15 protein-coding genes and 1 riboswitch are annotated in these 13,813 nt (G+C 36.5%); of the genes, 4 read left to right on the forward strand and 11 right to left on the reverse strand.

Going from position 1 to position 13,813, the window contains the following annotated elements; all coding sequences use genetic code 11:
- From HMPREF3029_RS02595 to HMPREF3029_RS02640, 10 genes are all read right to left on the reverse strand, one after another.
- Nucleotides 1-427, reverse strand: a 427-nt coding sequence (locus HMPREF3029_RS02595; RefSeq protein ID WP_144265397.1) for a DUF3991 domain-containing protein, incomplete at its 3' end; no start/stop codon positions are given.
- Nucleotides 428-605: 178 nt separating this feature from the next.
- The gene (locus tag HMPREF3029_RS02600) at nt 606-1,418 is read right to left on the reverse strand and encodes a MetQ/NlpA family ABC transporter substrate-binding protein (RefSeq protein ID WP_070622679.1); all 813 of its coding nucleotides are present in this window, start codon (nt 1,416-1,418) and stop codon (nt 606-608) included.
- 23 nt (nt 1,419-1,441) lie between these two features.
- The gene (locus tag HMPREF3029_RS02605; RefSeq protein ID WP_070622678.1) at nt 1,442-2,092 is read right to left on the reverse strand and encodes a methionine ABC transporter permease; all 651 of its coding nucleotides are present in this window, start codon (nt 2,090-2,092) and stop codon (nt 1,442-1,444) included.
- The gene (locus tag HMPREF3029_RS02610; protein WP_070622677.1) at nt 2,076-3,110 is read right to left on the reverse strand and encodes a methionine ABC transporter ATP-binding protein; all 1,035 of its coding nucleotides are present in this window, start codon (nt 3,108-3,110) and stop codon (nt 2,076-2,078) included. The genes HMPREF3029_RS02605 and HMPREF3029_RS02610 overlap by 17 nt, the downstream gene beginning before the upstream one ends.
- Nucleotides 3,111-3,183: 73 nt before the next feature.
- A riboswitch (SAM riboswitch) is annotated at nt 3,184-3,286 on the reverse strand.
- Nucleotides 3,287-3,359: 73 nt separating this feature from the next.
- Nucleotides 3,360-3,875, reverse strand: coding sequence for a YceI family protein (locus tag HMPREF3029_RS02615; protein ID WP_070622676.1), 516 nt, complete (start codon nt 3,873-3,875; stop codon nt 3,360-3,362).
- 24 nt (nt 3,876-3,899) lie between these two features.
- Nucleotides 3,900-4,499 carry an alpha/beta hydrolase gene (locus HMPREF3029_RS02620; protein WP_070622675.1) on the reverse strand — a complete coding sequence of 200 codons (600 nt, stop codon included), beginning with the start codon at nt 4,497-4,499 and terminating at the stop codon, nt 3,900-3,902.
- A gap of 9 nt (nt 4,500-4,508) precedes the next feature.
- A complete protein-coding gene (locus HMPREF3029_RS02625; RefSeq protein ID WP_070709579.1) occupies nt 4,509-5,465 on the reverse strand; it encodes a ring-cleaving dioxygenase in 957 nt (318 codons plus the stop codon).
- A gap of 57 nt (nt 5,466-5,522) precedes the next feature.
- On the reverse strand, nt 5,523-5,954 hold the full coding sequence (locus HMPREF3029_RS02630) for a MarR family winged helix-turn-helix transcriptional regulator (RefSeq protein ID WP_070457216.1): 432 nt from the start codon (nt 5,952-5,954) through the stop codon (nt 5,523-5,525).
- Between the two features lie 72 nt (nt 5,955-6,026).
- On the reverse strand, nt 6,027-6,587 hold the full coding sequence (locus HMPREF3029_RS02635) for a DUF1307 domain-containing protein (RefSeq protein ID WP_070622673.1): 561 nt from the start codon (nt 6,585-6,587) through the stop codon (nt 6,027-6,029).
- Nucleotides 6,588-6,654: 67 nt separating this feature from the next.
- Nucleotides 6,655-8,061 carry a YfcC family protein gene (locus tag HMPREF3029_RS02640; RefSeq protein WP_210391805.1) on the reverse strand — a complete coding sequence of 469 codons (1,407 nt, stop codon included), beginning with the start codon at nt 8,059-8,061 and terminating at the stop codon, nt 6,655-6,657.
- Nucleotides 8,062-8,191: 130 nt separating this feature from the next.
- Here HMPREF3029_RS02640 and HMPREF3029_RS02645 point away from each other — a divergent pair, with 130 nt between their 5' ends.
- Nucleotides 8,192-8,752, forward strand: a complete 561-nt coding sequence (locus HMPREF3029_RS02645) for a hypothetical protein (RefSeq protein WP_144265395.1) — start codon at nt 8,192-8,194, stop codon at nt 8,750-8,752.
- Between the two features lie 16 nt (nt 8,753-8,768).
- On the opposite strand, the gene HMPREF3029_RS02650 is transcribed toward HMPREF3029_RS02645, so the two are convergent.
- Complete coding sequence (locus tag HMPREF3029_RS02650) at nt 8,769-9,233, reverse strand: hypothetical protein (RefSeq protein WP_070622670.1); 465 nt, start codon at nt 9,231-9,233, stop codon at nt 8,769-8,771.
- A 294-nt stretch (nt 9,234-9,527) separates the two neighbouring features.
- Between HMPREF3029_RS02650 and HMPREF3029_RS02655 the strand changes: the two genes are divergently transcribed.
- The 3 genes from HMPREF3029_RS02655 to HMPREF3029_RS02665 all read left to right on the forward strand — a co-directional run bounded on the left by HMPREF3029_RS02655 (nt 9,528) and on the right by HMPREF3029_RS02665 (nt 13,695).
- On the forward strand, nt 9,528-11,003 hold the full coding sequence (locus tag HMPREF3029_RS02655) for a DASS family sodium-coupled anion symporter (RefSeq protein WP_371327362.1): 1,476 nt from the start codon (nt 9,528-9,530) through the stop codon (nt 11,001-11,003).
- 136 nt (nt 11,004-11,139) lie between these two features.
- Nucleotides 11,140-12,081 carry an ornithine cyclodeaminase family protein gene (locus tag HMPREF3029_RS02660; protein ID WP_070622668.1) on the forward strand — a complete coding sequence of 314 codons (942 nt, stop codon included), beginning with the start codon at nt 11,140-11,142 and terminating at the stop codon, nt 12,079-12,081.
- A gap of 117 nt (nt 12,082-12,198) precedes the next feature.
- Nucleotides 12,199-13,695 carry a peptide MFS transporter gene (locus tag HMPREF3029_RS02665; protein WP_070457211.1) on the forward strand — a complete coding sequence of 499 codons (1,497 nt, stop codon included), beginning with the start codon at nt 12,199-12,201 and terminating at the stop codon, nt 13,693-13,695.
- Nucleotides 13,696-13,813 lie beyond the last annotated feature (118 nt).

Raw genomic sequence — 13,813 nt, forward strand, 5'->3', positions numbered from 1 at the left:
TCTTTCCTGTATTTTGACCAACTTCTAAAATTTGCTGGTAAATTATGCTTGGATTGTTAACACCTCGCATTGAAACATATTTTGAGTTTGGTGTTAGTCCATTGAGTGAAGTATAGCTAATCGCATCAACCTCGCTTTCAAAAAAGTAAATATTCCTAATATCTTTGTTTGCACTTGTCTTAAATGAGAAACCAAATTTTTGATTTGCACCACTCGCTATATGCTTGTATCTTCCACCATCTTTTTTCTTATAACTCTCCTCTGAATTATGACCAACAATTTCTCCATTATTCACCCATGTATAAACGGCATTATTTCTCTCATCTTGTCGGATAAACCCTTTACTCATCAATGTATTTACAATGTCTGGATTTAACTTCCTATCATTAATTAAATATTCTCTTACTTTCGACAGATCTTCTTTCATACTGTCATAAGAGGGCGCATAAGCTTCTAATTGAATGCATCGATTATTATAAAAATATAGAATTTAGCTCAAATTAAAAGTATGTCTCCTGAATTCTTCAAGAGACATACCTTAAAATCAGTATAATACCAAATAGTACAACTTGGGTAACACATCATTTTAAAAGTGGATTTTTCTATTACCAACCAATATCTTCAAGTGGAATGAACGTTGGAATTAACGCACCACCATAAGTATCTAAGATTAGTTGTTTCGTATCATCTTCTTGGTAAAGTTCAGCAATTCTATTCAGTGTTTCGTTATCTTTATCTTCAGCGCGGACTGCGATAATGTTAACGTAAGGCGTTGCTGTGTCGTCTTCTAAGAAAATTGAATCGTTTTGAATATCAAAACCTGCATCACTTGCGATTCCGTTGTTGATCGCTCCAGCTGTAACGTCATCTAACGTTCTTGGAATTTGAGCTGGCGCAACTTCTTTAAATACGATATTTTTCTTGTTTTCAACAATCGCATCTTCGATTGAATCTAAACCGTTATAGTTATCGACTAATTTAATAACTCCCGCTTCTTCTAAAAGCATTAACGCACGCCCTTGGTTTGAAACGTCGTTTGGTAATGCGATTGTGTCTCCTTCTTTTAACTCGCTTAAATCTTTGATTTTGTTAGAATAAATTCCCATCGGCGCTAAGTTCGTCGTTGCAATCGGTACTAAGTCTAAATCTCTTTCTTTAATAAACTCATCGAAGTACGCAACTGTTTGGAATGCGTTCGCATCGATATCACCGTCAGCAAGTGCAGTGTTTGGTTGAACGTAGTCATTAAACGATACGATTTCAATATCAATACCTTCTTTTTTCGCTTTTTCAGCGACAAAATCCCAAACTGTCGTATCTGTACCACTAACTCCAATTTTCACTTTTTCGTTATTACCACATGCGCTAAGGACAACGATAGATATAAGTGCTAAAAATAATACATGTAATTTATTCATTATAAAATTTCCCCTTTTAATTTTTACTTTCTTCTAACTATTCTTGATAATCCATTTCCAAGTGACTGTAATCCTTGAACTAAAACGACGAGGATAACTACTGTGACTAACATCGTCATACCATCAAATCTTTGATAACCGTAAGTAATGGCTAAGTCTCCAATTCCTCCACCACCAACAGTTCCAGCCATCGCTGATGCTCCAACTAAACCGATCGTAGCGATTGTGAAGTTTAAGATGAGTGAACCTAACGCTTCCGGGATAACGAATCTAAAGATTGTTTGTAGAGGCGTTGCGCCCATCGCATCTGCCGCTTCCAATACTCCGTCATCTACTTCTAGTAGCGATGATTCTACGAGCCTTGCAACATATGGTCCTGCATAGACGACCATCGGTACAATCGCAGCCGCCGTTCCAATTGAGCTTCCGACGATGAGTCTCGTAAACGGTATAATTGCAACGAGTAAGATGATGAATGGAATTGATCTTAAAATGTTAATAACGAAACTCAAAATAGTGAATGTTATTTTTTCTTCTAAAATTCCGCCATTTCTCGTGACGTATAGTAACACCCCAAGTGGAATCCCGAGTAAAATACTAAAGACAAACGATATCGTCACCATTTGAAGTGTTTCAACGAGTGCAATTAAAATTCGATCAGTACTCACTAGCATTTCTTGTCACCTCACTATATAAGACCTCTTGTTCTGTTAAAAATGCTTTAACTTTCTCGATTTCATCCGCTTCACCGATAAATTCGACAATTAGATTACCAAACGGTGTACGTTGAAGCTCTGTAATGTTTCCAAACAACACGCTCGCTTCAACGTCATAGCGTTTTGACAATTGACTAAGTATGGGTTTGCCTGCACTATCTGCGATGAAATTGAGTCGATAAATATGACGCTTTATATCGTCGCTTAATAGTCTAAGTACGAAGTCCGGAACTTCGCTATGCATGACTGTGTTTACGAATTTAACACCCGTTCTCGTGCTTGGATTTGAGAATATATCAAACACGCTACCAGACTCTATCACTTCACCATTTTCCATAATCGCAACTTTGTCACAAATTTCTCTTACGACACTCATTTCGTGCGTGATGAGTAAAATCGTAATGTTATATTCTTCATTTACTCTCTTAAGTAAAGATAAAATCGATGCTGTCGTTTCAGGGTCTAAAGCACTCGTCGCTTCGTCACAGAGTAAAATTTTTGGTTGTGTTGCGAGCGCTCTTGCGATTCCGATACGTTGTTTTTGACCACCTGACAACTCATCTGGGTAATTCTGTGCTTTATCCTTTAAACCGACGAAATCAAGGAGTTCGTTTACTCTTTTTTCAATTTCTTCTTTCGGTGTACCAGATAAAATTAGCGGCATTGCCACGTTTTTAAATACTGTTTTTGAATTCAGCAAGTTAAAATGTTGGAATATCATACCGATATCTTTTTTAATCTCACGAATTTCTTTACTATTCGCTTTGCTTAGATGTTTACCATCTACGATGACTTCGCCACTTGTCGGCGTCGTTAAGTGGTTGATCGTACGGAGTAACGTACTTTTCCCAGCGCCACTAAAGCCGACAATACCGTATATTTCACCTTCTTTTATATCCAGTGAAACGTTTTTTAGTGCTTCGGTTGTTACACCTTTACGATTAAATGTCTTTGAGACATTTTCAATTTGAATCACAAAATTCACCTTCCAACGCAAATTACAAAATAAAAAACCCTATTTTTATATAGATAAAAATAGGGTCGCACTATTCTTATCTACTAGCTAAACGCTACTGGAATTGGCACAACACATATAAAATGCTCGCTGCCGAGGCTTCAAAGGGCCAGTCCCTCCACCTCTCTGGATAAGATAAATTAAATTGTTGGATATAACTGTAATTCATTCAAAAACGAATGTCAACATGTTTTCTGAAAATTATACAAATTATTCTGCGATTTCGAATTCTGCACCGATTTCAAATTTGACGTCTTTACCTACCATGACGCCTCCAGCTTCTAACGGTTGGTTCCAAGTAAGTCCATATTTTTCGCGGTTGATCGTACCTCTTAAAATAACTCCCGTCACGTAAGAATCTGTAAATGGATTTTTGTGCACGCCGTTATGTTCAAATTCAAAAGTTTCTTCATGAACTTCATCTTTTATTTTTAAATCACCTGTAATCGTATTGTCTGTTACCGTTTTCGAGACGAATTCTATTTCAGGGTATTTTTCTACATCGAAAAAGTCTGCGGATCTTAAATGATTGTCACGATCTGCATTTTTAGTTTCGATTGAATCTACATGCGCAATTCCTTTAACTTGTAATGTGCTTAAGTCTTCAAGATCACCTGAAATTTCTCCATCAAATTCTGTGAATCTACCTTTCACTGTAGATACCATCATATGTTTTACAGAAAATTCTACTGAGCTGTGTGATTTGTCTAATTTAAATGTTGTCATTTTAATTCCTTCTTCCTTATAAATTTAATGATTTAATAACCATGTTTTTGCTTTCTCAACTGCATCAGTTGTAATTTCATGTCCATTTACATGAACTGTTGTTACTTTTGCTCCACGTGAAGTAAAAAGTTGTTCTACATATTCGTTATCTTCTAGTGTCACCATTGGATCGTTATCCCCGACTGATAAAAACACTTTTAGGTTCGACATATCTTTACTGTTATCAGTTAGATCTAATGGATAAAGTGGTGCGAATAGTATTGACCGCTTAAAATCAACATCTTCACGTAGTAGTAAGTGAATTGCGATATTTGCGCCATTTGAAAATCCAACTGGAATTAGATCCTTTAGGTCGAACCCTTCAGATTTTGATATTTCTTGTAGAAAATCGAGCAATTCTTGCCCTCTATAATTTAAATCTTCTAAGTCATACTGACCGAAACTAAGTCGTTTAAAATATCGGTTCATGCCGTTTTCTTGAACATTACCTCTAACTGATAACACGCCATATGAATCATCTAATATGTTTGCGAGTGGCAGTAATCCTCTTTCGTCTGATCCTGTTCCATGTAGAAGCAAGAATATCGGTTTACCTTTTTGGCCCTTGTTAAATATATAGTGCATAACATTCACCTACTTCCTTGAAGTGTCAAACGGACGAACTCTCGTTTCGATATCTTCACGTCTATGTTCTAAAGCTGGCGGCAATGCTAATGATTCACCGAGTGTTTCGTATGGTTCATCGGTCATAAATCCTGGTCCATCTGTTGAGATTTCAAAGAGAATATGACCAATTCTTGCGTATAACGCTTTAAAATAAAATCGATCGATGATTCCTGAGTTAGGCACACGGTGTTCTTTATAGCGCTGAACCCAGTTATTCAATGCTTCATCATCTTTTACGCGAAATGCCACATGGTGAATTTCTCCATAACCTTGTTTAGAGTCTTCACTCTTTTCATCGTGGAACACGTGCAATTCAGCTCCATTACCGCCTTCACCCATCGTTAAAATAGTATACGTGTCATTCTTAGATACAACTTCCATGTCGTACACATTTTGTAACATGTCAATAAACGCATCATAATAACTGACTTTAATGACCATTGGCCCAAGTCCGTATATCGCATATTCCTTTGGTACCGGACCATTTTTCCACGGAATTCCTGCTTGAACACCTCTGTTATCTTCGTCAGATATAAGTTGATAGTATTGCTCATCATCATCTTCAAAGCGTAAAACTTTATGCCCATTAAATTCAGTGATTTCTTCGTGTGTGACATTAAATGTTTCAAAACGTTTTTTGTAATATTCAATTGCCGCGTCACTTGGTACGCGAAATGACGTTCTATAGAGAGAGTTTGTGCCTTTTTTACCTTTAACTTGATTTGGGAAATCAAAAAATGTCATATCCGTACCTGCATTCCCAACATCATCTGCAAAAAATGTATGGTACGTATAAATATCATCTTGATTGACTGTCTTTTTCACGAGTCGCATGCCTAAAATTTCAGTGAAAAACTTATAATTTTCTATCGCATCTTTTGTCATTGCCGTTACGTGGTGGAGTCCTAGAAGTTTGTTTTCCATAATTTTACCTCCTACATTATTTCGAATTCGAAATATATCATAAAAACAAACTCGGCATCATTTAGATACTCGAGTTGAAACTATTTTTAATAATTCTCTAAGCTGAGTTAACGACGCATCATCTAAATCTTGAAAGCATGATTCAATCATTTGAGCATGACTTGGAAACACCGAATCAATCAACTGATATCCCTTTTCAGTCAGACTCGCATGATACGTACGCTTATCCGATAGATCTTGTGTACGAACGACATAATTACGTTTTTCTAAACTATCGATCACATACGTCGTTGAACTACTCGCGATGAGTATTTTTTCTTTAATTTGTTGAATGGGTTGTGGCCCTTTGTTATATAACACTTCAAGTACCGCAAACTCATTCACAGTCAGGCCGTGACATTTTATATCTGCTTTAACTCGCTTAAAAAAATTATCTGTCGTACGTTTAAGTGCCACGAATGTTTTTAAAGCATCGCTTTGCCTCGTCATAAAATGTCACCCCTTAAAATTATTTCGAATTCGAACTAATTGTATAATGTTATATAAATCTTGTCAAAAATTTTATTTTTCCTTAAGTTTAAATCCTGCTTGTTCGAGTTCCTTAATCGTTAAATCAAGGCTTATTTTTTGTATTTCACCAGTCTTGTTATCTTCTGCTGGACGTACTAATTCATTTAGCTTTTCTGGGCTTATTTTTGAATACTCGACTTCGATCGTTTCTATGAAATGATCTTCTTTAAATTCTACATCGTAATTTAAACCTTCTTCACCTTCATACGCTTCAAAAGCATCGATGTCTTCAAATCTTTGCTTTGCCTCATCTTTATTAGAAACGTTAATGGCTTCGTAATCTGCTTTTGTTGTCGTAACTTGTCGGATTAGTTCCTCACCTTTATGAATTAAATCAACCGTCACTAAAATACCCTGCTCTTCTTTCTCGTATGTGACAGTCTCTTCTTTAGTTTCACTTTCCTCTTCTTTAGGTTCGCTAGTCTCTTCTTTATTTTCAACTGGTTCTTGTTGTTTTGCGCTTTTTACTTCCTCACTGTTATCATCATTACTACAAGCAGCAAGTGTGACTAAAACTGCTAAAGATAAAAATATAGAGAATAACTTTTTCATTTCAAAACCACCTTAAATTGTTTTGTGTCATAAGTGTAAAGTTATTTTTATCCTTAAGCAACCGATATTAGTATGGGCCGTATCCTGTAACGAGCGCATATAGAAGCGCAAGTGTTCCAATTACAATCCATGAAAGTAATATCGGCCAAACGAATTTCAGCCAGTCCGTCCACTTCACTCCACCAACCGCAAGTACTGCCATAAGTACACCAGACGTCGGTGCCACGATATTTGTAATACCGTCACCGAGTATAAATGCTAATACACCTGTTTGTCTTGTAATTCCTATGACATCCGTAATCGGAACCATTAATGGCATAACGATGGCCGCTTGCCCAGTACCAGACGTTACGAGGAAGTTAAATAGTAAGTTAAACACAAATAACATAAGTCCGCCAATATATGTCGGCATCGCTTGTAACGGTACGAGCGTTGCATTTACAATCGTATCAAGAATTTGACTGTTTTCTAATATAATAACGACCGCACGCGCGAGACCAACGACTAAAGCACCGTATGTAATACCACGCGCACCTTCAATAAATATTTTAACGAATTTGTTAGGCGAAATACGTGACACAAATCCAACTGTAAAGCCCATCATTAAAAATACACCAACTAACTCATTAATTCCCCAACTTCTCGTAAATGCTCCCCAGATGAAAAACCCGAGATATCCGACGAAAATGAGTAAGTTAATTCCGTGTAATACAGTAAATTTCGGAGGTTCAATATTTGTGATTCCTTCATCGTCATTAAATGGTCGATTACCTAATATAGATTTTGACGGATCATTTTTTACTTTTTTCGCGTAACGATTTGTAAATATAATGACCGATAAAATCATACCGATAAATATAAATACACGTAATGTCATACCAGAAAATAGTGGAAGTTCTGCTATCGTTTGTGCGAACACTAATACAACTGGGTCAAAAATACCTGCAACCATCCCGGCATAATAGCCGAGGTAAATCATCGATACTCCAATGATCGCGTCGAGTTTCAAGTTTCTAGCTAACGCAATACCAATCGGTACAAATGCGATTACCGCGTTCGCTACGAGTCCCATAGATGCTAAAATACCAAACGTTAAGGCAACGAGAGTAATTAAAACCATATAACGGCCCTTTGTCTTTTGAATTAGGACGTTTATTCCGGCATCAATCGCACCAGTATATTCAATAATCTTAACGATTCCACCGACTATCAAAATTAAAAATATAATATTCGCTGTGTCGATCATCCCTTTTTGTATCGAAACAAATAAATCCAATACATTCGCAGGGTTAGATTCTACATACGTATAACTTCCTGGAATGACACGCGTTACTCCGTCAACCTCTTCACGTACAAATGTCCCAGCTGGTATTAAGTAAGATAAAACAGCCGCGAGTAGTACGATACTAAATATAATGACGAATGCATCTGGCATTTCCAGACGTTTATACCACTTTTCTTTTTTCTCCTTCACAATACAACCTCCTTAAAGTAAAGATACTTTAAATATAAGTAAGCGATTACAAAAAGTAAAGTGATTTTTTATGTTTCTTTTTTAGTAAATGTGTGTAAAGTATTAACGACTACATAGAAGAAGGTGACTTATGCTTTACAATCAGCTATCGATGCCTACTACGCTTAGTGGTTGGATATTTATCGTATTACTTTTGGTATTTATTGTTTTTATTTCCATTTGGTTTGACAATCGTTTTAAAAAATCTCATCGTGATACAAAAGCGTATCTACTCATAGAAGAGAGTTTAACAACTCTAGACGATAACGAAGAGATTTATAAAAATATCGATAACGTCCACAATACGTCATCTATCGTCAAAATTACATACAAAGATAATCAACCAATATCGATCGAGAAAACTAAAATCTTTACGACTAAAGAAGGACATATTAAAACTTCAGAACTTAGTAACAGAAAAAAACGCCTTCGAAAAGAGCTGCTCGATGGCGTAAAGAGTTTTGATACAGTTGAAGGTTTTAATTCAAATTATTATAGAGACGGGGAATATTTAGTCGGTAAATCGTATATGAAGCAAGCACTTAATAGCGATACAGAAAGCGAAACATTAATCGGTTTAACTTTCCCATTTAACAAAAGAGATATACGAAAAAAATTAACGAGAAGCGGGTATGAGAAGCATGAAAAATAACTCATTACCCGTTTTTTTATTCATTAATGACTTCAACGTCTCCTAAATTATCCATACTAAATCGACTCGCACGTGTATTAAACCAGTCTTCTAAAAACTCACGTTTAAACACTTCCTTTAACTCCGCTTCTTTACTTTCATCACCAGAAAACGATTCGTACAGCACTTTATCCGAAGCATTATAACGCACGGTATACACACTAGCCCCATCAAACAATTCGACGACAAATCCACCGTCAACATCTGAAAAATTATATTGTACGCGCATTTCATCGATTTCTTTAACATCTTCATACTTTGTTTCAATCGCGTCTTTTTCTTTATCAAACACGGTCGATGAAGATGCATACTTCGTTTTCGAAATCGAATATATTTCTTCGTACACATTCGCATACTTTTGATGGTTTGCGATCTTAAAACCTGCAAACACGATAAATACTACAAATAATACCGCAAGCCCTATAAATACAGGTCGTTTCATGTTATTATCTCCGTTTCACATATGATTACTTTAATTGTGCAATTTAAACGATTATTTGTCCACTCGATTTCTTTTAGAAAGTGCTATAAATCTAGTATTTTTAGGTTAACATCGATGAAAAACGTCTATATATGTAATGACGATTTAAACTATAACAATATCGTCACAGTTTGTATTTATTTTCACATAGATAGCCTTTATAATAAGAGTGAGACTATTATTTGATTTAATAGTATAGAAAGGGATGGTTTGATGAGTCGTGAAAACGATCAAACACAAAATAAAAAACGTTCTATGAACATCGTTTGGACGGTTGTAGCTTTCGTCGTATTATTTGCTATATTACTTATGCCGACACCAGACGGTTTACCAGTCGTTGCACATATGGCGCTTGCGATTTTAGCATTTGCTGTCATTATGTGGGTGACTGAAGCGGTATCTTATCCGACATCTTCAGTAATGATTCTCGCACTGATTATATTACTCATCGGGTTTAGTCCAGCAGGTGAATTAGGAGATTACTTAACAAAAGGAGCAGCGTCAGGTAGTGACTTAGTCGGTACGAAAAACTCATTATCACTGGCGTTTAGTGGGTACTCGTCATCTGCACTCGTCCTTGTAGCAGCAGCACTATTTTTAGCTGCAGCGATGCAAGCGACAAATTTACACAAACGTTTAGCGCTCGTCGTCTTATCTCTCGTTGGTAATAAGACGTCACGTATCGTCATCGGTAGTATTATCGTTGCGATTATTTTAGCGTTCTTCGTTCCATCTGCAACAGCACGTGCTGGAGCAGTTATCCCGATTTTAATCGGTATGATTACAGCGTTTAATATTTCAAAAGATAGTAAACTCGCAGGTTTACTCGTCATCACTGCAGTACAAGCCGTATCTATTTGGAACATCGGTATTAAAACTGCAGCAGCGCAAAACTTAGTTGCAGTAAACTTTATTAGCGACACGATGGGCGTCGACATTTCATGGGGTGAATGGTTCTTATACGCAGCTCCGTGGTCGATCTTAATGTCTATAGTCCTTTACTTTGTCATGATGAAAGTCATGAAACCTGAGTACGATGAAGTACCTGGTGGTTCTGAAATGATTAAACAACAGCTCGATGACATGGGTAAAATCTCTGGACGTGAGTGGCGTTTAATCATCATCTCAGTATTACTACTTCTCGGATGGGCAACTGAAAAAGTACTCCACCCAATCGATTCTTCATCGTTAACTTTAGTAGCGATTGCGATTATGTTAATGCCTAAAATCGGCGTCATTAAATGGGAAGACGCTGTCAAATATATCCCATGGGGCACAGTAATCGTGTTCGGTGCGGGTATCTCACTCGGTAGTTTACTACTAAACACAGGTGGCGCGCAGTGGTTAAGTGATAAAACATTCGGATCACTTGGATTAGACTCAATGCCGATTCTTGCAACGATCATTATCGTATCAATCTTTAACGTACTCATCCACTTAGGATTTGCGAGTGCGACAAGTTTAGCAGCGGCGTTAATTCCGGTATTTATATCACTTACAGCGACATTAGACTTAGGTGACCAAGCAATAGGTTTCGTATTAATTCAACAATTTGTAATCAGCTTTGGATTCCTACTACCAATCAGTTCACCACAAGGAATGCTCGCATACGGTACAGAAACATTTACTGTTAAACAATACTTTAAAGCAGGTGTCCCACTCACAATTATCGGGTTACTCTTAATATTCCTATTCAGTGCAACATACTGGAAATGGATTGGTTTAATCTAAAATACTAAAAGCGTGTTGAACAAAACGTTCAGCACGCTTTATTAATTTAAGTCAGTGTGTTACAAATTAAACATAAGCCACAAGTTGAAGAAAGCAAGATTACTACAGAAAAAGTTTAATTTACGGAGGGTTTTAAGTGAAGACTTTTAACGATCAAGAAATCGAACAAGTCTATAAAATGGACGAAGCAATTAAAGATACGCACAATACTTTACAGACTTTAAATGAGGGTCTTATTAAAATGGAACAGCGTACTGTTATTCCTGTAGATGGCGATAAAGTAATGCTTTACATGCCGTGTGTTGATAATAAAGAGAAATTTTCAGCAGTGAAAATTATCTCGATCTACCCGGACAATGCTAAAGACGGCTACCCTGCAACTCAAGCAGTTACTGTACTGACAGAACTCGAGCACGGTGAAAACGTCGCAGTACTCAGTGCGAGTTATTTAACACGATTACGTACCGGTGCGATGACGGGTATCGCTACAGACTTACTCGCTAAAAAAGATGCAAAAGAATTAGGTATCATCGGAACAGGCGGTATGGCGTTTGAGCAAGCACTCGGTGTACTTGAAGTGCGCGATATTAAAACGATTCGCCTCTTTAACCGTACGTTAAGTAAATGTGATGATTTTAAAGCACGTCTTGAAGCACATGGTGTAAAAGCAGAAATCGAAATATGTGAAAACGTCAACGACGTAACACGTGATTCAGACATCATCAATACCGCAACAAACTCTACTGAAGCAGTATTTGAAGACGAACATGTAAAAGACGGCGCACACATTAATGGTCTCGGATCATATATGCCAGAGATGCGTGAAATTCATACCGACTCAATTAAACGTGCACGCCACGTCATATTCGACGACGTCGACGGTGTAATCGAAGAAGCAGGTGAATTCATTCACGCTGTTAAAACTGGTGACTTTAAGTGGGAAAAAGCAATCGGTTTAAACGATGCATTAGATCAAGAATTTGAAAGAGATGAAAAAGACATTACAATCTTCAAATCAGTCGGTGCATCATACTACGATATGTCAGCAGCAATTGGCGCATATAAAAAATTAGTTTAATTTTTACTTTTAAAGAGAAGCTTTATTTAAGCTTCTCGTTTTTATTTCTACGAAATATTTAAAATTGTGTTACACTAGCTTATGTTCATTTTATAATTTAATCAAAGGGGATTTTATATGACTGACAATAATTCAAGCAAGCAGTCAATTCCAGATAAAGGATTCTTTGGTCAACCGAGAGGGTTATCTACATTATTCTTTACTGAATTTTGGGAACGTTTTAGTTACTATGGTATGAAAGCGATTCTAGCCTACTACTTATACTACTCAGTAACAAAAGGCGGATTCGGACTTGAACAGTCTACTGCGTTACAAATCGTATCGATTTACGGTGCGTTAATTTACATGAGTGGTATTATCGGAGGATGGCTCGCAGATAGAGTATTTGGTATTCGCCATTCGATTTTTTATGGTGGAATACTCATCATGCTTGGTCACATCTTACTCGCACTGCCAAATAACTTTACTGTTTTAATGATTGCATTACTTCTACTCATTATTGGTACCGGATTATTAAAACCAAATATATCTACAAATGTTGGTATGTTATATGAAAAAGACGACCCGAGGGTCGACAGTGGATTTACATTATTTTATATGTCCATTAACTTAGGAAGTTTAATTTCACCGTTACTCGTTGGAACATTACAAGTTAAATACGGCTTCCATGCAGGATTTGCTCTTGCAGCTGTCGGAATGTTCTTTGGGTTATTAACTTATGTAATCACAAACAAGAAAAACCTTGGCGATCTCGGCTTAAAACCATCCGATCCATTAAAAGCTGAAGAAAAGAAAAAATTCGGTATTATCGCAGCAGTCACAATCATTGCGATAGTGCTATTTATAACAATTACTTTAATGACGAATACATTAACAATTGGTGCATTCGCTAACTTCATTACATTTTTAGGTGTCATTTTACCGACTGTTTTAATTACGAAAATGATCCTATCGAAAAAAGTATCCAAGAAGGAGCGCTCGCATTTATTTGCTTACATTCCGCTCTTTTTAGCATCTGTTGTATTCTGGATGATTCAAGAACAAGGAGCAACAGTACTTGCAGCATTTGCAGATACTAAAACAGAATTAAGCGTAGCAAATATTACAAATGGTTTAATTGATTTCAATATACCAGCTGCTTGGTTCCAGTCATTAAACCCGTTATTCATCGTATTTTTTGCACCGATTATTTCTAGACTATGGGTGAAACTTGGAGATCGTAACCCGTCAACTGTCACAAAGTTTACAGTCGGCGTATTACTTGCCGGAGCAGCGTACTTAATTATGATTGTTCCTTTAAGTACAGAAGGGTTAATACATCCATTATGGCTCGTGTTAAGCTTCTTCCTTGTTACAATTGGTGAGTTATTCGTATCACCAATCGGACTTTCAACTACTACACGACTTGCACCTGTAGCGTTCCAATCACAAATGATGTCTGTTTGGTTCTTATCCAATGCAATGGCACAAGGCCTGAACGCACAAATGGTTAAATTATATGACCTCATTGATACGAAAGCGTACTTCATGTACTTAGGTTCATTTGCAATTATCGTTGCTGTTATATTAATTATTTTAGGACCTAAAATTCGTAAAGTAATGGGTAACTTATAAACATAAAACTGTAATTTAGTGATTCACTCACTAGATTACAGTTTTTTATTTTACTTTTATACAAAATAACGCTTTCATTATTAAAATGAAGTGATATAATAATCATAATTATTTAAAT

It is taken from the genome of Nosocomiicoccus sp. HMSC059G07 (genome assembly GCF_001815515.1).
GTDB lineage: Bacteria > Bacillota > Bacilli > Staphylococcales > Salinicoccaceae > Nosocomiicoccus > Nosocomiicoccus ampullae_A.

Coding starts and splice junctions, on each gene's coding strand:
- HMPREF3029_RS02655 (WP_371327362.1), top strand. CDS start 9,528: ATGAACATCGTTTGGACGGTTGTAGCTTTCGTCGTATTATTTGCTATA.
- HMPREF3029_RS02605 (WP_070622678.1), bottom strand. CDS start 2,092: ATGCTAGTGAGTACTGATCGAATTTTAATTGCACTCGTTGAAACACTT.
- HMPREF3029_RS02645 (WP_144265395.1), top strand. CDS start 8,192: ATGCTTTACAATCAGCTATCGATGCCTACTACGCTTAGTGGTTGGATA.
- HMPREF3029_RS02620 (WP_070622675.1), bottom strand. CDS start 4,499: ATGCACTATATATTTAACAAGGGCCAAAAAGGTAAACCGATATTCTTG.
- HMPREF3029_RS02650 (WP_070622670.1), bottom strand. CDS start 9,233: ATGAAACGACCTGTATTTATAGGGCTTGCGGTATTATTTGTAGTATTT.
- HMPREF3029_RS02625 (WP_070709579.1), bottom strand. CDS start 5,465: ATGGAAAACAAACTTCTAGGACTCCACCACGTAACGGCAATGACAAAA.
- HMPREF3029_RS02615 (WP_070622676.1), bottom strand. CDS start 3,875: ATGACAACATTTAAATTAGACAAATCACACAGCTCAGTAGAATTTTCT.
- HMPREF3029_RS02600 (WP_070622679.1), bottom strand. CDS start 1,418: ATGAATAAATTACATGTATTATTTTTAGCACTTATATCTATCGTTGTC.
- HMPREF3029_RS02630 (WP_070457216.1), bottom strand. CDS start 5,954: ATGACGAGGCAAAGCGATGCTTTAAAAACATTCGTGGCACTTAAACGT.
- HMPREF3029_RS02635 (WP_070622673.1), bottom strand. CDS start 6,587: ATGAAAAAGTTATTCTCTATATTTTTATCTTTAGCAGTTTTAGTCACA.
- HMPREF3029_RS02665 (WP_070457211.1), top strand. CDS start 12,199: ATGACTGACAATAATTCAAGCAAGCAGTCAATTCCAGATAAAGGATTC.